Annotated in this window: 20 protein-coding genes; 5 read left to right on the top strand and 15 right to left on the bottom strand. The window is 54.0% G+C overall.

Features of this window, described 5'->3' with window-relative positions:
* Positions 1-19: 19 nt before the first annotated feature.
* Entirely contained in the window at positions 20-178 is a 159-nt protein-coding gene (locus NTH01S_RS11695; protein WP_157070812.1) for a hypothetical protein, read from the bottom strand.
* 196 nt (positions 179-374) lie between these two features.
* Between NTH01S_RS11695 and tyrS the strand changes: the two genes are divergently transcribed.
* The 4 genes from tyrS to NTH01S_RS00880 all read left to right on the top strand — a co-directional run bounded on the left by tyrS (position 375) and on the right by NTH01S_RS00880 (position 4,001).
* Positions 375-1,613: a tyrosine--tRNA ligase gene (tyrS, locus tag NTH01S_RS00895; protein ID WP_068168143.1), complete on the top strand. Its 1,239-nt coding sequence runs from the start codon at positions 375-377 to the stop codon at positions 1,611-1,613.
* Positions 1,614-1,727: 114 nt separating this feature from the next.
* Positions 1,728-2,264, top strand: a complete 537-nt coding sequence (locus NTH01S_RS00890) for a hypothetical protein (RefSeq protein ID WP_068167865.1) — start codon at positions 1,728-1,730, stop codon at positions 2,262-2,264.
* Positions 2,265-2,268: 4 nt separating this feature from the next.
* Positions 2,269-3,399, top strand: coding sequence for a sensor histidine kinase (locus tag NTH01S_RS00885; protein WP_068167862.1), 1,131 nt, complete (start codon positions 2,269-2,271; stop codon positions 3,397-3,399).
* Complete coding sequence (locus NTH01S_RS00880; RefSeq protein ID WP_068167857.1) at positions 3,396-4,001, top strand: response regulator transcription factor; 606 nt, start codon at positions 3,396-3,398, stop codon at positions 3,999-4,001. The genes NTH01S_RS00885 and NTH01S_RS00880 overlap by 4 nt, the downstream gene beginning before the upstream one ends.
* Positions 4,002-4,094: 93 nt before the next feature.
* Here NTH01S_RS00880 and NTH01S_RS00875 read toward each other — a convergent pair whose 3' ends face one another.
* The 3 genes from NTH01S_RS00875 to rpe all read right to left on the bottom strand — a co-directional run bounded on the left by NTH01S_RS00875 (position 4,095) and on the right by rpe (position 7,608).
* On the bottom strand, positions 4,095-5,231 hold the full coding sequence (locus NTH01S_RS00875) for a glycosyltransferase family 4 protein (protein ID WP_068168140.1): 1,137 nt from the start codon (positions 5,229-5,231) through the stop codon (positions 4,095-4,097).
* Positions 5,232-5,242: 11 nt separating this feature from the next.
* Positions 5,243-6,874, bottom strand: coding sequence for a heparinase II/III family protein (locus NTH01S_RS00870; RefSeq protein WP_245642022.1), 1,632 nt, complete (start codon positions 6,872-6,874; stop codon positions 5,243-5,245).
* Between the two features lie 68 nt (positions 6,875-6,942).
* Positions 6,943-7,608, bottom strand: coding sequence for a ribulose-phosphate 3-epimerase (gene rpe, locus NTH01S_RS00865; RefSeq protein WP_068167853.1), 666 nt, complete (start codon positions 7,606-7,608; stop codon positions 6,943-6,945).
* 210 nt (positions 7,609-7,818) lie between these two features.
* On the opposite strand from rpe, the gene NTH01S_RS00860 reads away from it, so the two are divergent.
* Complete coding sequence (locus tag NTH01S_RS00860; protein ID WP_068167851.1) at positions 7,819-9,081, top strand: AGE family epimerase/isomerase; 1,263 nt, start codon at positions 7,819-7,821, stop codon at positions 9,079-9,081.
* A 167-nt stretch (positions 9,082-9,248) separates the two neighbouring features.
* Here the strand turns inward: NTH01S_RS00860 and NTH01S_RS00855 are convergent, their stop codons facing one another.
* From NTH01S_RS00855 to NTH01S_RS00805, 11 genes are all read right to left on the bottom strand, one after another.
* Complete coding sequence (locus NTH01S_RS00855) at positions 9,249-9,986, bottom strand: flagellar hook assembly protein FlgD (RefSeq protein ID WP_068167843.1); 738 nt, start codon at positions 9,984-9,986, stop codon at positions 9,249-9,251.
* Positions 9,987-10,007: 21 nt separating this feature from the next.
* A complete protein-coding gene (locus tag NTH01S_RS00850; protein ID WP_068167831.1) occupies positions 10,008-11,303 on the bottom strand; it encodes a hypothetical protein in 1,296 nt (431 codons plus the stop codon).
* Between the two features lie 95 nt (positions 11,304-11,398).
* Positions 11,399-11,710: a hypothetical protein gene (locus NTH01S_RS00845; RefSeq protein ID WP_245642021.1), complete on the bottom strand. Its 312-nt coding sequence runs from the start codon at positions 11,708-11,710 to the stop codon at positions 11,399-11,401.
* Between the two features lie 68 nt (positions 11,711-11,778).
* On the bottom strand, positions 11,779-13,356 hold the full coding sequence (gene purH / locus NTH01S_RS00840) for a bifunctional phosphoribosylaminoimidazolecarboxamide formyltransferase/IMP cyclohydrolase (protein ID WP_068167828.1): 1,578 nt from the start codon (positions 13,354-13,356) through the stop codon (positions 11,779-11,781).
* On the bottom strand, positions 13,353-13,931 hold the full coding sequence (locus NTH01S_RS00835; protein ID WP_068167826.1) for a metal-dependent hydrolase: 579 nt from the start codon (positions 13,929-13,931) through the stop codon (positions 13,353-13,355). The genes purH and NTH01S_RS00835 overlap by 4 nt, the downstream gene beginning before the upstream one ends.
* Complete coding sequence (locus NTH01S_RS00830; RefSeq protein WP_068167822.1) at positions 13,932-15,389, bottom strand: efflux transporter outer membrane subunit; 1,458 nt, start codon at positions 15,387-15,389, stop codon at positions 13,932-13,934. It abuts the gene before it with no gap.
* Positions 15,386-16,492, bottom strand: a complete 1,107-nt coding sequence (locus NTH01S_RS00825; RefSeq protein WP_068167815.1) for an HlyD family secretion protein — start codon at positions 16,490-16,492, stop codon at positions 15,386-15,388. Before NTH01S_RS00825 ends, NTH01S_RS00830 begins: the two co-directional genes overlap by 4 nt.
* Positions 16,493-16,510: 18 nt before the next feature.
* Positions 16,511-18,064: an MFS transporter gene (locus NTH01S_RS00820; protein WP_068167812.1), complete on the bottom strand. Its 1,554-nt coding sequence runs from the start codon at positions 18,062-18,064 to the stop codon at positions 16,511-16,513.
* A gap of 156 nt (positions 18,065-18,220) precedes the next feature.
* The gene (gene eda, locus NTH01S_RS00815) at positions 18,221-18,844 is read right to left on the bottom strand and encodes a bifunctional 4-hydroxy-2-oxoglutarate aldolase/2-dehydro-3-deoxy-phosphogluconate aldolase (protein WP_068168138.1); all 624 of its coding nucleotides are present in this window, start codon (positions 18,842-18,844) and stop codon (positions 18,221-18,223) included.
* A gap of 43 nt (positions 18,845-18,887) precedes the next feature.
* Positions 18,888-20,732 carry a phosphogluconate dehydratase gene (edd, locus tag NTH01S_RS00810; protein ID WP_068167808.1) on the bottom strand — a complete coding sequence of 615 codons (1,845 nt, stop codon included), beginning with the start codon at positions 20,730-20,732 and terminating at the stop codon, positions 18,888-18,890.
* A 280-nt stretch (positions 20,733-21,012) separates the two neighbouring features.
* Positions 21,013-21,582 (bottom strand): NIPSNAP family protein, encoded by a 570-nt coding sequence (locus tag NTH01S_RS00805; RefSeq protein WP_068167805.1) that lies wholly within the window; start codon positions 21,580-21,582, stop codon positions 21,013-21,015.
* Positions 21,583-21,587 lie beyond the last annotated feature (5 nt).

Below are 21,587 nucleotides of genomic sequence, written 5' to 3'. Positions count from 1 at the left end.
CCAATAATCCTTCTCTACTTCACTCAACCTCTCGATCACGCCTTTGCCTCAAAATAAACGCATAAATACTCATCCAATCACGCGCCCGCCGCGCAATACGCTCCAAACGCGCTTTATTTTTTTCTACGAAACATTCGTCATGATTATCTAGGTTACTCGGATATTCATCTCGCAACATAAAAACCTGCTTTCAAAAAAATATCCTCTTAAAATACCGTCAAAAGAGTAAACGTTAGTTAACAACATAAAAGAGTCATAACCCTCCCCGCTCCTTCATTCCTCCCAACATACACCGTTAAGGCGGGTGTCCTCCCCGTTTTGCTGTGCTATGCAAGTCACCCTCTTATTTTATGTCGAATAGTGTTGAGCGTCCCATGCCAAAGTCTCCATTCCTCCGTGAAGCTCAGGCCCGTGGCCTGATTTTCCAGTGTACTGACCTTGAAGCACTTGATGCTGCAATGCTCACTGGCCCCGTCACGGCCTATGCAGGCTTTGATCCTACGGCAGACTCCCTGCATGTGGGCAATGCTGTTTCCATCATGATCTTGCGCCTACTGCAAAAACACGGCCATCGCCCCGTAGCCCTCATGGGTGGCGGCACAGCACGCATCGGTGACCCATCATTCCGTGATGAGGCACGCTCTCTCATCACAGCCGAAACCATCGCGCATAACATTGCAGGAATTGAAAAATCCCTACGCCAATTCATTGATTTTTCAGATAATCGCGCCCTGCTGACCAATAACGGAGATTGGCTCAATAAACTGTCCTACCTTGACCTGCTCCAAGATGTCGGCGTGCATTTCTCCATCAGCCGCATGTTGTCTTTTGAGAGCGTCAAACAACGCCTCGACCGTGAGCAAGGCCTCACTTTCCTAGAGTTCAACTACTCCATTCTTCAATCTTACGACTTTCGCGAACTCCATCGCCGCGAAGGCGTCACGCTCCAAGTGGGAGGCTCGGACCAGTGGGGCAACATTGTCTCAGGTATTGACCTCACCCGCCGCACAGAAGGCAAACAAGTTTTCGGCCTGACTACACCACTCGTTACAACGTCTTCCGGCGCCAAAATGGGCAAATCTGCTGGTGGTGCCACATGGGTCCGTGAAGCAAAGCTCCCCGTCTTTGAGTACTGGCAGTTCTGGCGCAACACAGAAGATGCGGACGTCGAACGCTTCTTGAAAATGTTCACAGACCTACCTGTTGAAGAATGTGAACGCCTCGGTGCGCTGGAAGGCGCAGCGATTAATGACGCGAAGAAAATCCTCGCAACAGAAGCCACCGCCATCTGCCATGGCCGCGCTGCGGCTGAAGAAGCAGCCGAAACGGCACGCCGCGTTTTCGAACAGGGTGCCGCCACAGCAGCTCTGCCAGAAGTCACCATTCCCGCGGCCACATTAGAAGACGGCCTGCCCATCTTCCGTCTCCTGCAAGATGCCGGCCTAGCCGCCAGTGGGGGCGAAGCACGCCGTCTGATCCGTGGTGGTGGTGCACGCGTCAATGACGTTGTCGTCAGTGACGAGAACCTCACCGTCAGCGCAAAAGACCTACAAAATGGCGCCGTAAAGCTCTCTTCCGGCAAGAAGAAACACATCCTCGTGCGCCCTGCATAACGCCACAACATGACGGGTGTCATATCCATCGTGTGACACCCGGCACTGTTCGGCCTTTGGCTCATCTCTCCATAGTGACCACACCCGCTCTTGGGTTTCTATGGAGTCCTCACCATGGCCACCGCCCCACAAAAACGCCTTTTCACCACCGAAGCTATCACGCTCGTCTTCGCTGCTTTTTGGGCATTGCGCGGCGGCAAAGCAGCCCTCCTCCCTCAAACCCCGCTCTTTATTCTCGTTGGGCTCATTTCTGCCCTGCTGCTCGGCAGTTTCATCGCCCGATATTTCTACCTCACATTGCCCGAACGATCCTTTGACCAAACACTCCTCAAGCGCGTCCAAATATGGCGCGGCGTATCGCTCTTTTGTGTCGGATTCCTCACGAACGCCATACATCATACAGAACTCATGTACCCCCTGATTGGTGGCATCATCGGCCTGACCTTAATCCCTATGGGGCGCGCCTTAGAAGAACCAACCCATTACTATTCCGGCGCAATTATTGTTTTAATCTCTTGCTTTTCTTGCCTTTTACCAGCCCAAATGCACATGACACTCTCAGGCCTTGGCACCGCCACCACATTATGGATCAGCGCGACAATACGCCTCGCACGGATACACACATATACCACACAGGAAACGGTCGTTTAACGTCATGTCCTTACTCGGAATAGACCAGAATCCAACCCGCCGAAAAACCTATCTCTACCACTCCGTATATCTGGTCTATTTGTTCTTTTATCCGCTCAACTGGTTCTTCGATAAAACACCAAGCATTTTCCAAGCATCCTACGGCATCGCAGCTCTTCTGGCGTTTCTGGTGCTCTACTTTGCACCATACAGAGCGGCCAATAAAATTGATGGTGTCGACAGCACCACTTTTGAAATTATTCTCACGGCATTACTTGGCTTTTCAGCCTCTTGGACCAATGCGGGATGGATGACGCTCAACATTTATGCGTCTGCCATGTGTATCCGCCTGCATGATACACGCCGCGCCATCACTCTACTGGTTTTGCTCCAGATTGCCCTCATTTCTTTCGCTTGGACCGTGCGCCATGTCCCGATTTCAGGCGGTATCTCCGTTCTCATCAGTTTGGCCACTTACACCATGTCATGGTTTCAAAGCCGCCTTGCTCGCCAGAACCAGCGCCTGAAAGAAGCCCAATCTGAAATCCGTGCCCTCGCCACAACATCCGAGCGTGAGCGCATCGCACGTGATCTGCATGACCTCTTAGGTCACTCCCTCACCGTCATCGCCATCAAAAGTGAGCTCGCTGCCAAACTCCACAACCGCGCTCCTGAACGTGCCCTCTGTGAAATCAACGATATCAGCCTTATTGCCCGTGATTCCCTACGCGATGTACGCGCTGCCATCACAAACATGAAAAGCGCCACCCTCACTCGCGAGTTAGAGCAAGCTAAAAATGCCCTTCAATCTGCATCCATCTCCCTCATCATTCACGGTGCAGAATGCCTCGCACATGAAAGTAATACCTCTGTAGAAACGTGTAGTGTTCTAGCCATGACCTTGCGTGAGGCCATTACCAATGTCATCCGTCATTCACACGCTACCCAATGCCACATCACAATTCATGGCCAACATAACGGTCCGCCACAAGGCATCACAGTCAGCGATAACGGCACCGAACTCACCTGCCCCGATACCCTTTTAGAGGGCAATGGCCTTCGTGGGATGCGTGCGCGCCTTGCCGCCATCGGCGGTACCATCACCCTTACGCCCAATACCCCCGGCCTCACCCTAACCGCGAGCTTTACACCATGATCACCCTCCTTCTCGCCGAAGACCAAACCATGCTCATAGATGCGTTTGAAACGCTGCTGAGTTTAGAAGATGACATGACCATTATCGGCCGCGCCCATAATGGTCATGACGCATTAACGCTGGCCCATGAACTCAAACCCGATATCATTATGACGGATATTGAAATGCCGAACATGACCGGCATTGAACTCGCCGAACGTCTAAAAGCAGAAAACAGCCCTGCCAAAATCATTATCGTCACAACATTTGGCCGCCCCGGCTATCTGCGTCGTGCGCTTCAAGCAGGCGTCCGTGGCTACATGCTCAAAGATGCTCCCATTACTCAACTCGCCAATGCCATTCGCAAAGTCGCTGCTGGAGGACGGGCTATCGCACCAGACCTGGCCGAAAGTGTCTGGGATGCCCTGCCAGACCCACTCAATGACCGTGAACGCATGATGCTCCGCTTTGCCGAGGCCGGAAAGACCAATCAAAACATTGCCGAAACAATGAATTTATCCACGGGAACAGTCCGCAACTATTTCTCAGAGATCGTACAAAAATTGGATGCTAAAAACCGTATCGAAGCCAGCCGCATCGCACGCCAAAATGGGTGGCTATAAGACTCACCCAAGGCAAGGGAGAGAGCGAACACCTACACGCACAACAATAAACTACTTATTGCGTCTCAATGCTCAAATACACAGAGAGGCCCCTCACCGAGGCGGCTTCATCGTCTGTGCTTCTTGCCCCACCAAGCGTACAACACGCTGCAACACCCGATCTTGTGCATAAACCGAGACAGCCCGCTGACGACCGCGCTCTCCCATCGCCACAGCTTTCTCACGGTCCTGCGTTAACACTTGTAAGGCCCGCGCCAAAGGCGCTGCCAAACCCGGAGGTACCAACAATCCCGTGCGCCCTTGCTCAACTTGCTCACGAGGGCCACGCACATCCGTTGCGACAACTGGCAGTCCACACAACATCGCTTCAATAACCGACATCGGCAGACCTTCAAAATGACTAGGCAAAGCAAAAACATCTGCACCCGCCAGAAGCTCCGCCACATCATCGCGCGCACCTAACATACGCAGTCTTTTACCCAACACCTGATGCGCCCGGGCAAAACTACCCTCCAAATCCCCCCCGTGATCCGTCGTCAGCCGCTCGCCTACGACCCATAGCTCCGCACCCGGTACCTCTTCCATCGCCCGCAGCAATTCAGGGTAGCCTTTATGACGCACCAACCGTGACACAGCGATCACAACCGGCACATCCTCCGCCACACCCAACGCCGCCCTAACGCGGCGGCGCACAGCATCATCAGGCCGAAAGCGCTGCGGGTCCCGACCATTTCCAATCGCCAACGGATGTGCATTTAAGTGCAGCCTACGCGCATCCCGCGCTTCTTCTACGGATACCGTCATATAAAGATCGGTTATCCGCCCAGCAATAAACTCCAAGACCAAAGATAACCACCGCCGCAAGCATGATCCCGGCTGGTTGAACAAAAAACCATGACCCGTATAAGCAATAATCGGCACCCCGCAGATTTTCGCTGCAATACGCGCCAAAATACCACTAATCGGCATATGGCCATGCACCATATCTGGCCGCTCTCGCCGGATAAGTCGGATCAACACCCACAAAGCTCGGCCTTGCGCTATAGGCGAAAAACTCCGCGCCATTGGCAGGCTATGCACAACAAACCCATCCTGCCTGACGGGCGCCAAATCTGGCCCCTCTGCACAGCCGCCTTGCACGTCATGACCAGCGGCCCGCAAAGCCTGCATCAACGGAAAAAGAAACTGCTTTAGAGCAAAATCAACATTCGTAATTTGCAAAATTTTCAAGGGCCGGCCACTCACTCCGGAATACGCTCCAATAACCACGAAACAGTTTGTGTCACACCAGGCGGAGCCGCGCTTAGCTTAGCTGCGTCATCCTGACGCACACCTTCTTCCGCAGCCTCCGCATCCGACGCAGCCCCCGTATATTTCGGGTCAACATACACCACGATTTGTCGTGTAGGCTCTACATGGTCACGTGCCAAATACACATCCGGCTCTACAGCAAGGCCACCGCCACGCTGCCGGAAACGCCAAATCTTCTCACCCACATGCATGATAACGTCATCATCATCCTGCGTCACAATCACATTAGGATGCAGATGGAAACGTAGAACAAAAGAGACAGCACGCTCACTGTGCAAAACATCCTGCCCGCGCAAATCTTCCCCATTATCCCCCAAATACAAATGGCGCTTCCATGTCGCCCCTAATGAGGGATGATAACCATCATGAGAGAGATCAATCCAATGCCCTTCACCATTGGTCTGATGATGGCACGAGATGTGCACTGGCCGTCGCGTCACCCTGCCACGCCGATCAAAGTCAGACGACGACAAATCTTCTGGTATCAACACATTATGCGCTGCACTCGCACGAAGCGCGTCTGCCCACGGCGCTAAAAGCGCAGACCCACAATTTACAAAAATACGGTCTTTGAGATGCGAGAACTCAAAAGAGCACGTCCCCGCATGCGCCGTCTGATCCGCCCCTGAAACTGGCGGCCCACCCCCATCCACAATCAGCAATGATTTACCCAGCGCAACACGGGTAAACTTCCCATCTGTCAGGTTAGACGCAATCAGCTTCAAGCGAGAGCCCTGCGCCAACACCCGCTCGACAGAGCGTACGTCACCTTCGCCGCTCCCATTGAAAACCGCTAGACCGCCATCACCATGGCAAAGCGCACGCAGTACTGGCACAGCTTTCTCAAGCGACGTTTCTACAAGCGGCGGCACACGCAATTGGGCCGCACGAAACATCATGGAGATTTCTGCCAACTCACGCACCAACTCATACTGAGCTTGAGGAGAACGCTCTGCCACCATGCCGTCTGGTAATAAAATACGCTCCAACGCACTCGGCAAATACCGCAAAAAACGTACCATGAAGCCCGTTTGCTCAGGGATCGCCAATGCCGCTGCCAGCAACCCCCGCAAAGCCGACAGCTCCGCCCAACCACAAAATTTCAATGGCAGTAATGCTGAAATCGTGCGGGCTTCTACCAACACACGATCCATCAATTTTTTCTGCAGCTTATGATCTGCAGAAGCTAAACAAAACGCATGATTCGAGAGCCATGACGCTAAACGCATCCCCGTCGTACATGCATCTTCAGCGACTTCACCACCCGGTGGGTTGGCAACCCATACCCCCACCATCTTACGCGCCATAAGACGCGCTTCATCACTACCAAGCGCCCTTAAGTCACGCAGCCACGAAAAACCATACAACCAGTGCCGCGCCGCCTCTGGCCACGTCCCCACAGGCCACGCCGTCAACGGCGTGCGCCCATACGTCAGATCATAATCTTTACGGTCAAAACGGAAATAACGCGCAACCAACCGCGCACCCTGCTCCGCATCGCCATGCCAAGGATCATGACATACCGTCACCGGCCCAGATGGCGCGCCCTTCCGGAAAGGCATCCTCGCCATTGACAGCTTCAGCTTCGAAAATGTTGTCTGCCCCGTTCGGCCCTCGCCCATCAGCTATCCTATTCCGCGTACGGTCCCTCAAGCGCTGCTATCGCAGCATCGCGGTCTTCCTTCCCGAAGACCGATGACCCCGCCACCAACATTGTTGCCCCAGCCGCTACAGCCTGTGCCGCCGTCTCTGGCCCAATTCCACCATCAACCCCCAGCACAATATCACGTCCAGATGCTTTGATCATCTCTGCAAGCTTACGGATTTTTGGCAATTGGCTCTCAAGAAACTTCTGCCCCCCAAAGCCCGGGTTCACCGTCATCACCAAAATAATATCCACCAGATCCAAAACCTGAGACACTGCTTCTGGCGGCGTTGCCGGGCATAATGCAATCCCCGGACGGCAGCCTAAGGCCTTAATCGTCTGCAACGTCCGGTGTACATGGGGCGCATTTTCAATATGCACCGTAATATGATCAGCACCCGCCTTTGCCGTTGCTTCAAGATAAGGATCCACTGGATCAATCATCAAATGCACATCAAATTTAGCCCCCGTATCACGGGGCAAAGCCGCAATAATAGGCGGACCAAACGAGATATTCGGCACAAAATGGCCATCCATCACATCAAGATGTAACCACGGCGCACGCGCCACAGAACGCGTTTCCTCTGCGAGACGCCCATAATCAGCCGCAAGCAAGCTAGGAGCAACAAGAATTGGAGAACGATCAGTCATAACGCTATCTATCCGCAATGCTCGAACAAGACGCAAGCCGCTTATCGGCCCTTACACATCTATAAAGCCACAACCCCCGTCCATACTCTAGAGGTTGTCGCCCCATTCACACATGGAGCATAGCGCAACTCTTGGGAAGGTTCTGCGTCCTTGAAAGAAGGTTTTACACTAACACATTTTCCTGATCCCTTCACCACTGTGGAGCCCTGTATGTTTGATCGCCTTTCCCCCGTCTTGCTCGACTCCTCCACATGGATCCGCCAGCCAGCACATACCGCATGGCTCAAAGCGCGTGGAGAAGACCTCTTGCTCTTTAGTCGCAAAGGGCAAGTCGATGGTGGCTTTACGGGGTTAGACCTCACAGGGCACCTGCCCCCCAAAGCGGCTGCCGAAGCGACACTCACAGCACGCTGCGCCCACGCTTTTGCCGCAGCAGCACTCAAAGGTATCCCCGGCAGCGCAGCACTCAGCCAACATGCCTTAAATGGACTGCGCAGCACTTTTCAGGATACCGAGCATGGTGGCTGGCGGCATTACGCCGACAAACCGCATGAACGTAAGCAAGCTTACCTTCATGCCTTCATTGCGCTCGCTGCATCCTCTGCAACAGTTCTTGGCCTTACAGGAGCAAAGGCACTCCTGCACGACGCTACGACCTGCATCGAGCAACATTTCTGGTCCGAAAACGAAGGCGTCATGCGCGAGAGTTTCGCCGCAGACTGGTCAGACGAAGAAGATTACCGCGGTGCCAACAGCAATATGCACTCCACCGAGGCCTTCCTTGCTCTTGCCGATGTCACGGGTGATACAAAATGGCTCCACCGTGCCCTACGCATCGTGACGCGATTTGTGCATGAACTCGCAGCGTCACAAAACTTCGCCATGCCCGAACATTTCGACCGCAACTGGACATTACTCAAAGACTACCACCACGACCAACCCACACATGACCTCCGCCCCTACGGCATGACACCGGGGCACTTTGTCGAGTGGTCACATCTCACCCTAAAACTTGAAGCCTCCCTGCTCCGCCACGGCCTCCACGCCCCCGGCTGGCTCCTGCATGACGCACAGTCTCTCTTCAAAACTGGTATGCATACGGGCTGGAATACGGATGGTAAGCCCGGCTTAATCTACACGATTGGCTGGGACCACAAGCCACACATCTCAGCCCGAGTACACTGGGCACAAGCCGAAGCCCTCACCGCAGCCATTCTTTTGTATAAACGCACAGGCAACACTCAGTACGAAGAATGGTACCGCACCATTTGGGATTATATCGACACCACCCTCATCGACCGCACGCATGGGAGTTGGTTCAACGAAGTCACCCCCGAAGGCATTCCTTCAGAAACGATTTATCAAGGCAAAGCGGACCTCTACCACGCCTACCAATCTACTCTAGCGCCACTGATGCCCGCAGCCCCCAGCCTCGTCACAGCGCTACGCGCAACACAAAGCCTTTCCGAATAACCATACCCAACGATGCTGCATTGCACTCTACCAAAAAGCGGATCGCACAGCATGCGTCTCTGCTCGCGCGGTAGAGTGCCAAGACGATATCCATTCAAACTAACCACACACGAATAACAACCCTCATTAGGGCTTATACATACGTGATACTACCGGCACAAAAGCCTTTAACCTTGAAATGCATTCAGCGTCTTCAGCGCTACTGAGGCCCCACCCATTTGGGCATTAACTGTACCTGAATCACGCGAAATCCCCGTAATAGTGCCGCTTACCGTCGTTGGAAGTGCAACGCTTGTACCGTCAGTCGCTGTGCCTTCGGCCGCAACATAATACCCACCATCAGCAAGTTGATTACCCGCATTGTCCTTGCCATCCCAATGCCAGCTCTGCTGACCCACTGCGGCCGAGACAGTTTCACTGCGCACAACTTGCCCCGCAGTATTCGTCACCGCGATAGCCACATCACCGGCTTGCTGCGCGGTATAACTTACATTCGCTTGGCCATTTTGCAGAGGTAGAGACGACGTCGTAGCCGTGGTCGTTTTGCCAATCAAATTTGCTCCACTCGTCAACTGATTATCCTGCGTCGCAGATAACAAACTCGACAATGTCGTATTCGACTGCACCTGCTGCTGTACACCAGCAAACTGAGCCACCTGCGCTGTAAAATTATTACTATCCGTCGGGTTCGTCGGATCTTGATGCTGCAACTGCGTCGTTAGCAACGTCAAAAATTGATTAAAATTCTCTGTCATCGAAGACAAAGCCGCCCCCCCAGCACTGCTCGTCGTTGTTCCGGTCTTATCCGAAGCATTTTTTGCGGTCGTCGCACTACTTTTTGCAGCCGATACGGCTTGGGATAGCAATGAATCCTGCCCACTCGTTGACGTCACTGATGCACTCACCTTAATAATCCCTTCATCCCATTACGCCATAAGGTCCACGACACCACGCCCCCAGCGTGATGGCCGCACACGCTCATTATTCATTGGCAATTCCGCGCCAGAAGCATTCTCGTCCTGCCCCGCCTGCGCCATGCCCCCCACACCTCCACTTTTCAGCTTTGGTTCAACAAAGAGACCCATCGTGACATGGACTTCACCGGCAAGGGCCTGCCCCGGTAGCGAGGTTTGCTCCAAGGCACCCAGCAACGACGCACGATCCTGCGTCAGCATATGCAATGTCTGCGGATCATCCGCCGTAATATGTATGTGCTTTGCACCCTCTGTATTTTCATGAATCGCCACACGCACATGCCCTTGCTCGGCAAGGTCCATATGAATCCAACTACGGTGCCCATTCTCCGTAGAACTGTGCAAAATCTGCGGAGCAGCTTCATCCACCCTAGGCGTATGCTGTGCTTCTGGGGTTAACCCTGCCTCATTGAGCGAAGGTGTATGAGAGACCTCATCAGGTCTCTCTTGAGGCGTCCTCTCCTTAAGGTCCTGCTCTTCAAAATCACCCAAAGCAGGCAATTCTACAGCAGGATCTGCAGAACTAGCACCCTCACATGTGCCACTTTCTACCCCTTGCACGGCATCATCTTCAGCACCGATAGAATCATCACCCGTACCAACCACATGCTGACTATCTGACACCGTCGCAGCGCTCACCTCACGTGGCACAGACGATTGCGCTGCTGCTGGGAGGGCGTACGCCCGATCACTACCTGCGCTCGAACACGTCAAAACAGCAGAGTGCTGGGACGCTTCGTTAGCTTCCCCACCTGCCCCTTTTCCCAAACGTTGAGACGGCATTTCAACGGCACCCTTGAGCCGCTCACCGCGCCCATCCATGCCCTCTTCATCCGTCGTAGACTTCTCCACTCCGATACGGCCAGCCTCTCCACCAGACGCCGTACCACGCGGAGCCCTCTGCATGGCGGGCGCTCTCTCCCTCGCCGCTCCAGCCTTTTGAGAGGCCTCACTCGTATCGCTCTTTAATTGCCCATATGCCGTATTCTTCGGCTCCGCAGTCACAGAGCGCTCACCGGACGTAAATGTAGTCTTTGAAGCGCTATGAGACATCTCTGTAATCGGCGGTCGCGCAACAGGCTCCGCCTTCGGCTGGGCTTGAGCGTGTTCATAACTTTTTAGAAATGCGTCAAACCGGCCTTTCACCATATCCTGCGCCATCAGCGCACGCGTCCCACCGCTCGACGTATTCGTACGACCAGACACCCATAATTGCCCTACCAACGGCAGAGAAGGATTGTGAGACATGGCAGGCGTGAACTTCCCGAAAACGGTATGACACAACCATCACACCATGCCCGAGAAGTCTTTAAGGAAGCGTTACCACCCCCAAAAGATCACGTTTATTTATGCCCTATATTCGGCTGCAAAGAGTCGTATTGTGGTGAACCAGGATATGGACCCCGCGCCACATGCGGAGCCCCTTCACAGTCCGGCTGCGGATTATTAACCGCAAAAACCTGTACCTTATGCGCTGACACCGACATCAAGCCGCGTACCGTCACGGCTTTTCCTACAGCCAGTATGGAACGTAAACCTTCCGGCACATTCAATACCGTACCATCGCGCAAAACAGCGCCGTCATCCGTCAACCGGACGACCACCCCCTGCACAACCGGCAGAGGGCTTACATCATATTCACAAGGTGCTGCCACGGCGGATGACGCCATTATGCATAGACTAAAAGCCGTTAAAACGCCGCGCCAAACACCCATAACTCACCTCAGTGACGGAAATGCCGCATCCCAGTGAAGACCATTGCAATACCAGCCTTATCAGCCGCATCAATGACTTCTTGGTCGCGGATAGAACCACCCGGCTGGATCACTGCCACAGCGCCCGCTGCAACAACACTCTCCAAACCATCCGCAAAGGGGAAGAACGCATCAGACGCCGCTACAGATCCCGTCGTCAACGGTTCTTGTTCACCGGCAGCTTCTGCTGCATCCGCGCTTTTGCGGGCCGCAATACGCGCACTATCAACACGTGACATCTGCCCCGCGCCAATACCAACCGTCGCACCACCCTTTGCGTAAATCACCGCATTGGACTTCACATGCTTCGCCACACGGAACGCGAAGAGAAGGTCACGCATCTCAGCATCCGTCGGTGCGCGCTTCGTTACAACCTTCAGATCAGCTTCCGTCACATGACCAGCATCACGGCTCTGCGCCAAGAAACCACCTGCAACGGTCTTCACGGCTAGGCCTTCGGCCTTCGGATCAGGCAAACCACCTGTCAGCAACAAACGTAGATTCTTCTTCGCGGCCAAAACTGCGAGTGCTTCTGGCTCTGCATCTGGCGCGACAATAACTTCCGTGAAGATCGCTGAAATACGCTTCGCCGTTGCAGCATCCAGCGTACGGTTCACGGCAACAATGCCACCAAAGGCCGAAACCGGATCACAGCGCAGAGCCGCAACCCATGCATCTTCCAACGTCTCAGCCGAAGCCACACCACATGGGTTAGCATGCTTCACAATCACAACACTCGGTGAAGAAAATTCTGCCACAGCTTCAAAAGCTGCATCCGTGTCGTTCAGGTTATTGTAGCTCAGCGCCTTACCCTGAACCTGACGTGCCGAAGCCAAACCCGGACGCGTGCTGCCATCACGGTAAAAAGCTGCCTGCTGATGCGGATTCTCACCATAACGCAGCAAATTACCGCGCGTACCCGACAAAGTCAGCGTCTGCGGCAACAAATCACCAGCCTGCTGCGCAAACCAACGTGAAATCATCGAGTCATAAGCCGCCGTATGCGCATAAGCAGCGGCCGCATAAGCACGACGTTCAGCATGCAGCGTACCACCCGCTTCAAGGGCACTGATCAAACCAGCATATTGGTCAGGGGACGTCAGAATAACCACATGATCATGGTTTTTAGCAGAGGCACGGACCATAGCCGGACCGCCAATATCAATGTTCTCAATGCAGTCTTCAACGCCCGCACCAGACGCAACCGTCGCAGCGAACGGGTAAAGATTCACACAGACCAGATCAATCGGCGCAATGTTGTGCTGCGCCATTTGTTCTTGATGGCTTGCCAGATCACGGCGCCCCAAAATGCCACCATGCACTTGCGGCACCAGCGTCTTAACGCGACCATCCAAAATTTCGGGGAAACCCGTGTGTTCGGAAACATCTTTCACCGTCAGGCCCGCTTCGCGCAGCGCACGAGCAGATCCCCCGGTTGAGAGGAGTTCGGTGCCATGGGCGGCGAGCGCACGCCCAAGCTCGATAAGCCCGGCTTTGTCAGAAACAGAAAGCAGAGCGCGGCGGACAGGGATACGGTTTTCGGTCATGATGGGAGAGCCATATCCCCGGAAAACGGCACATGCAACCGTTGATGTGCAGGATGGTGCAGATCATGCCCCAAATGTATCGGCATTGCATTCCAACCACACCACCCGAGCAACGCCAAAGTCGGCACCAACAAACACACTTCTCCCACGCCTCCGGTCTTCACATACGGCCAAACCGATACACGTGAACGACTCAACGGCCCAAAAAGCTGACAGCCCCCGGTGGGCAAATCCACACAGATGTGACTCGCCACCCCTAAGAGCAAAGCGCCCAACGGCCCTGCCAATACATCTTCTCCAAAGAGCATTCGACACAAAACCGCAACAGCGACCCAAAACACCGCTGAATGCGTCAGCCCCCTATGCCCACACATCCGCGCAATTGGGCGAGACAACCATTTCATCCGCGCACCCATCATGGAGCGCTCCGTATCAATATCAGGTAAAAGACTTCCAATCAGAGCCGTGAAAAATGAAACAATATCCGGTGTCAAAATATGCCACCGCATGGCGCAAAATGATGTAAATGCACCAACGAGAAGATGTGAACGACCTGTCATAAGACGCAGTAACAATCAGTCCTTGCGCGAAGATGCAAGAGCTTCCGTGAATTGCCACCCACCACCCAAAGCCCGATACAAATCAACAAGTTGCGTATTCATCTGCGTTTGCACAGCCGCCAAACTCGTCTCACTGGCCAAAACCCGCGCCTGCGCTTCATCCACCTCTAAAAATGGCACAGCCCCTGCCACATAACGCTGCCGCGCCGCCACCAGCGCCAAACGGTTCTGCTTCACGGCTTCCGCCAATTGCGCCCATTGCTCCTGCACCTGCGCATAGCCGGTCAACGCATCATCAACGTCACGCCATGCATCCAAAACCGTCTGGCGATAAGCCAAAGCTGCTTCTTTCTGCGCAGCTTCCCGCAGATGCAGCTCCCCGCGTAACCTTCCCCCTTCAAAAATGGGCACATTCAATGTCGGGCCAAGCGTGAAATACTTGGCCACCGGCAAAAAGAAATCTCCCGCAGAGAGAGACTGCGTCCCTAAATTCCCCGCCAGCACAATGTCCGGGTAAAATGATGCCTTCGCCACCCCCACACGCGCCGTCGCTGCATGCAAACGTGCATCTGCCAGCATCACATCTGGCCGCCTCTGCGCCAAACTCGACGGCACACCAACTGGCACTGCGGCCGGGACAACAGGCTGCGGCTTTACGGGAGCTAATTCTGCCTCCAACGCACGCGGCGGCAAGGCCAAAAGAGAGGCAATTGCATTCATCAATGCCGCTTCTTCCGTCCGCAAAGGGGCCAAAGCACTATGCGTACTCGCCACACGCGCCTTCGCTTCCGCCAGTTCCAATTCCGTAGCAGCACCGTCACGCATGCGGTCTTGCACCAATGCCAAATCATGCTGCGTAAGCGCTAGATTACGTTCCGTCAGAGCCCGCTGCTCCTGCGTACCCCGCAGCTGCATATACGCACTCACAATGTCCGACACACTTGCCAGTGCTACCGCACGCCGCGCTGCCACGGCTTCATCAGCCTCAGCTTTCCCCGCCTCCACCGCCCGACGTACCATGCCGAACAGGTCTAAATCCCACCCTGCTGACGCCATGTTGGTGAAATAATTATACTGCAAATTCGCGCCCGGCCGAGGCTCTGCCAAAGACAAAAATCCCCGCGTACTTTGCTGTGTCCACGTATAAGCGCCAGCCCAATTTACACTTGGCAAACCTTGCGCCGCCGCAATTTGCACCTGAGAGCGAGCGGCTGAAATCCGCGTCGCCGCTTCCTGCAAGGCCAAGTTCTGCTGACCCAGCCGTTCTACCAGATGATTTAATTCTTCATCATGGAAACTACGCCACCACGTAACATCCACTTCCCCCGCATAAGTCGCACTAGGAGCACCCGGCTCACGCCCCCAATGCTCTAAACCGGTCATGTGTGGCGTCTGATAATTCGGCCCCACGGTACACCCAGCCAACAGCCCGGCAATACACCATGTGGCAACCTGCTTCATTCCGCGCATCATTTCGCCGTCACCGATCCCACACGCAGATGCGCCTGCGCACCCACAACATCCGCCAAACCAGTCTGCACAGTCGTTTCCACCGATAGCCCCATACGCAGAAGACCCACCTCTTTCTGCCCCGGCTTCAGCGTAATCTTCACCGGCAAACGCTGCACAATTTTCGTAAAATTCCCCGTCGCGTTCTCAGGTGCCAAAGGCGCAAACGCAGCCCCAGAAGCCGGCGGCACACTATCAACCACACCCTGCAAGTCTAGGTTATACGCATCCACATGAATCCGTACCGCCTGCCCGGGCTTCATATTCCGTAACGCTACTTCACGGTAATTCGCTTCAATCCACAGTTCATTCATCGGGACCACTGCCATGAGCGCTGCACCGGGGCCAACATAATTCCCAAGCTGCACGCTCCGCTCCCCAACCATGCCATCAAACGGCGCAATAATACGGGTATAAGAGAGATTAAGTTCCGCCTGATGCACCCGGGCACGATCAACAGCTAACGTCTGCTCCGCTGCATCATGCCGCGCTTTCAAAATGGGAATCTGGTCTTGAGTCGCCTGCACATCGGCTTCCGCCCCCTGCAAAGCGGCCTGCAACTCACCAACCTGTGCCGCATAATGCTGATGCGTTTCAGCACTTCCCGCCCCTGTGCGCGCCAAGTCCCGATAACGCTGCAAATTTTGCTGCGCAAAAACCAACTCAGACCGCAAACGCGCCACCGCAGCTTGCGCTTGCAGCACCAAAGAGGGCTGACGCGTCTCAGCAGCCGCGGCATCCAAAACCAACGCCTCATCATGCGCTAACGTCGCCCGAGCCTGATCCAACGCTGTGCGATAATCACGATCATCCAACGTCGCCAAAACCTGCCCGGCTTTCACAACTTGGTTGTCATCCACATCAACACTGACAATCTGCCCCGGAATACGCGGCGCAATCGTCGCATAATGCGCCGTCACATACGCATCATCGGTGGAAACATTGGCACTTGGTACAAAGATAATACCCAACACAACGCCAACAAAAACCACCACTACCACCCCTGCCAGAAAAAAGGGCCATTTGGGCGTTTTCTTCTGATGATTATCGGCAGGATTCATGATCATGAACTTTCATGGCACGTACTATTTCTTCGCCAAAGCAATACGCGGCGGATAGGTTCTCTCAGGAACCAAAAGTACAAGAAAAATAAGAAAAATAACGAGTCCAGCAACCACCAAATACAAATCACTCAATACCAGAGCGCGCGTCTGATGCGCCAGTTCATAGGTCTGATACCGCACACTCACGGGTGTGCGCGGCACGCCATTCGGCAATAAAGGCGTTGGGTACTGCAAGGCCGGATTTGCCCCCTGCCACAAACGAAAACGCTCTTGCCCCAAATGATCCGTTAGTCGGTCAGAGTGCAAACTCCCCCGCCAGCGCTGCACCAACTGCACCAGCCATACTCCAACGGTAGAGGCCATCCCCCTTGGGCAATTCACCATCGCAGCAGCAAACGGGCCTTCTTGTGGCGAAAGAGAGTTCGTGGCCATGAGCAACATGCACATCACCACCATAGAACCACCCACGCCAAAAAACGCCTGCCAGAGATAAAATTCCCCACGATCCCAGACCGTCGTGACAAAACTCCCACCAAGGCACCCCACCAACAAGCAGAGCAACCCCGTCAAACTGACCACACGGCAATCAACCCACTCCCGGTTCAACAACCACGCCAGAAAAGGCAGCATGATGAGCTGAATGAGCGCGATCTCCAGCGTAATCCCGTAACTTTGCTCAGGCCGATACCCCGCTAAACTGGCCAGTGCTCCACCCGGTATCGCCGTTGATGCAATCGTCGTTAAAACAAAAACCGGTAGCGTAATGGCGCCATAAGCAAAGTTACGCCGGGACAAAAGCTGGAACTTAAAGAGCGGCAATTCATGAAACCACTCATTCACAACAAAAAGCGGGATTGAGACGGCAGAAATCAAAGCCAGAATACAGATCAGTTCAGAGTTAAACCAATCCAGCCGATCCCCCTGCTGCAACATGGTTGTGAGCGACGAAAAGCCAATCACCGCCAAAGCCATACCGCGCCAATCAATCTGGCGGAAACGCTCATAACGCGGCGCATCAACCGGCATTCCAAACCACACAAGCACCAAAGCTAAAGCGCTCAACGGCACAACTTGGAAGAAAGCAAACTGCCACCCCACCAGATCACACCACAAGGCCGCTAAGGCCCCGCTTAAATACGGAAAGAGAGTCGCTGTAGACGCATAAGCCGCCAAACCGACCAAGCGGATTTTAGGTGCTAAGACACGCAATGCCACCGTCATCAAAAGCGGAATAGCAAATCCACCCGAAAGCCCCTGCAAACTCCGCAACATAAGCAAAGCCGGGACAGCCGTAATAAACGGTATAAAAACACTCGATACCGTCGCGAGCGCAATCACGAAAAAGATAAAACGCCGTAGCGAGAATGTAATCCCCAACCACGGGGAGAGCGCGAGACCTAAAACCTCACCCGTTGTATACAGACTGGAAAACCACGTCGCCGGGTCATGACTAAACCCCAACCCGCCCATAATATCGGGCAAAGATTGACTAGAGACCTGCTCATTAAGCCCCGTCGCCAAGGCTAAAACAATAACCCCCGCCAACCCGACCAGAGGCTTCTTAGCTGCGTCCATAAAACAAGAACGCCTTTCCTTTGCCTTCCCAGCACAATGCCAGAAAACGCCGCCTATAATCCCGCTTCAATTCCATAAAAAGCATATGGGCCACTCTAGAGTATCTCCCAGAGTGGCCCATTATAAATAATTCTATATTATTTATACCGCTCTAAGTCAGGATGCCTTAAAGGCCGAAGCCACTTTCGCACGGCGCGTTACTTCAGCCGCATCAAACTCACCAGCCGTTAACCAAGAACCACCAACACAAGAAACCGATGGCAAAGACAACCATTCTTGCGCTGTTGCTTCCGTAATACCACCCGTCGGGCAGAAACGGACCGCACCAAAAACGCTCGACAGCCCCTTAATGGCCGGCAGACCACCATTCGTCACCGCCGGGAAGAACTTGAAGCGCGTCAGCCCCAAATCCAAACCACGCATAATGTCACCCGCATTGGCCACACCCGGCAGGAACGGCACATCATGCTCAACAGCAGACTTCGCCAAAGACTCCGTCAAACCGGGGCTCACAATAAACTCCGCACCCGCTTTGACTGATGCTTCCAAATCCTTCGGGTTGAGTACCGTGCCAGCACCCACCAGCGCGCCCTCAACCTTGGACATCTCAGCAATCACTTCAAGCGCGCATGGCGTGCGCAACGTCACTTCCAACGTGGTCAAACCACCGGCGACCAGCGCCTCCGCCAATGGACGCGCTTGAGCAACATCCTTCACCACCAGCACGGGAATAACCGTGCTGCGAGTCATAACGGCGTCAAGTTTCGCAGTATCGCTCATGATCGTTAGATCCTCTCCATCAAGGCCAGACAAGGAGGCCTTTTCAGAACTCATCTCCAACCGTGTCTAGCACGTGGTCCATTTGGGCCAACATAGCAGAGGCACCCTCTTCCGCAGAGCTATGAACACTCCGCATCAGGGCGAACAACTCACGCCCCGTACCAACACCCGGAGGAGGAATATCAGCCGGCGTCCGTGCGGCCCATTCTTCTTCTGACACCAGCACTTCAATAGACCCCGTCACAGCGCAAACGCGGACCATATCGCCATCTTTAATTTTTGCGATTGGACCGCCTACCTGCGCCTCTGGGCAGACGTGAATAGCCGATGGCACCTTACCACTAGCGCCAGACAAGCGGCCATCCGTCAGCAAAGCCACATGGAAACCCCGGTCCTGCAACACGCCAAGCGTCGGCATCAGCTTATGCAGTTCCGGCATGCCATTGGCTTCGGGACCTTGGAAGCGCACAACCACCACAACATCCCGTTCCAACTCACCGCGTTTAAACGCAGCACCAACGTCGTTTTGGTCATGGAACACACGTGCTGGTGCTTCCACCGTCAAATGCTCTTTTGCAATCGCACCGCTCTTATAGATGCAGCGCCCAACATTACCGCTCATGAGCTTAATGCCGCCATCCGGCAAGAATGGCTCTGCCACATCTCGTAGAACATCACGATCAGAAGATGGCTCTGCTGGCACATACGCCAACTCGCCTTCCTCTAGCGTCGCACGCTGCGCATAATCAGCAAAACCATTGCGGGAAACAGTCATAATATCTTGATGCAACAGCCCTGCACGAGACAGTTCCGCAATCACCGTGGGCATACCACCAACACGATTAAAACCGTTCACATCTTCAGAACCAGATGGATACACACGCGTCATCAACGGCACGACTTTGGAGAGATCACTCAGATCTTCCCAGTTCATGATAATGCCCGCAGCACGTGCAATCGCCGGAAGATGGATCGTATGGTTCGTAGAGCCACCTGTCGCCAACAAACCAACAGCCGCATTCACAAGAGCACGTTCATCGACACATTCTGCCAACGGGCGGGCATCGTTCCCGTTCATGCTGATCTCAGACAAACGATGAATACTCGCACGCGTCATCGCCTGACGCAGCTTTGTATGTGGGTTAATAAAGGCTGAGTCCGGCATCATGAGACCCATAATCTCAACCATCATCTGGTTCGTATTCGCCGTGCCGTAGAACGTACATGTCCCAGCGCTATGATACGAAGCATTCTCTGCTTCCATCAGTGCATCTGTCCCAACCTTACCCTGCACGTAAAGCTGGCGAATACGCACCTTCTCTTTGTTCGGAAGACCTGACGTCATAGGCCCAGCAGGGATCAACATCGTCGGCAAATGACCAAAGCGCAACGCGCCCATCAACAGGCCGGGAACAATCTTATCGCAAATACCAAGAAGGGCCACGCTTTCAAACATACCATGGCTCAGTCCAACCGCCGTGGACATCGCAATCACATCACGGGAGAACAGAGAAAGCTCCATGCCCTCCTGCCCTTGCGTCACGCCGTCACACATCGCAGGAGCACAACCGGCCACCTGAGCCGTCGCCCCGACCTCACGCGCAAACAACTTAATCTGCTCTGGATAACGCCCGTAAGGCTGATGCGCCGACAGCATATCGTTATAGGTAGAGATGATGCCGATATTATTCGTGCGCGTTTGCATCAGACTCGGCTTATCGCCTTCTGATGCCGCAATAGCGTGTGCGAGGTTACCACAAGCCAAACGTGGCCGCGAAACGCCCTTCTCTCGGTTACGCTCCATCAAAGCGAGGTAACGTCGACGCGAAATCTTCGATCGATCGATGATCCGGGCTGTTACGCTCTCTAAGACGGAATTCAGAGACATGGGAACTCTCGCTACTCGTCTGCCACAACCAGCAAACGAAAGACCTTTTCCGTCGCCAGTCACAGCATCGTGATGGGAGCCCTTTCATACGGAATAGCGGCGAGATCGGCAACCATCCTATGACCAATTAAAGAGCACTGGAATAATACTATTTCTTACAGGAAGAGATTTTTTTATCTTAATTTTGCGACAGTATAGCTAGAGAAACGATTTATTTCCTTCCCGCATATCATAATGACGCCATGATTTTTCTTCATGGCAAACATTCACGAATTGTTTATCAGTACCACGCTGATGCCGGCAAAGGCGACAAAAGCGCATTCTCCATCCGCACCAAAAGCGGCGCAATCGCCGGTGGCCATTTGCCAGTTTTTAACGCTTCAGCACGAATAGTACTCCGCGACTGTGCATCTTTATACGGCCATAAATGTGCAAAACGCGGCGTACCTTCTAAGGACACCAAAGCACAACATAAAGGGGACAGCGTTTCTCGCGCGACCAAGGCGTGATTGAACAACTCAACCACTCCGTTCATTTTATCTGGATGGGCTTCGTAGCAACGCCATTCATAAAGAGAACCATACGCCCCAGGCTCTAAAACTGGCGTTACCACACGCCAAGACGTCGCTTCTTCTCGGACCAACACATCTCGCGGTACATGCGCCAAAAAAGCCTGCCGTGCATCACGCAGTTGCTCAAGAGACTCCGCAAAACGTAGCACCATAATCCGGTTCAGCGGGCCGGTCTCTGTCACCCAAAGACCAACCCCACTGCTGTTTTCCAACGCTGCCGCAACGCGGGAGACAAGACCAGGACGAATATCGAGAGCCAGTGTTTCCGCGTAACGCACAGCGT

The organism is Neokomagataea thailandica NBRC 106555, from assembly GCF_001598495.1.
In the GTDB taxonomy this organism is placed as follows: Bacteria; Pseudomonadota; Alphaproteobacteria; order Acetobacterales; family Acetobacteraceae; genus Gluconobacter; species Gluconobacter thailandicus_A.
The sequence above is the reverse complement of the archived record's forward strand: the minus strand, read 5'-3'. Positions and strand labels throughout refer to the sequence as shown.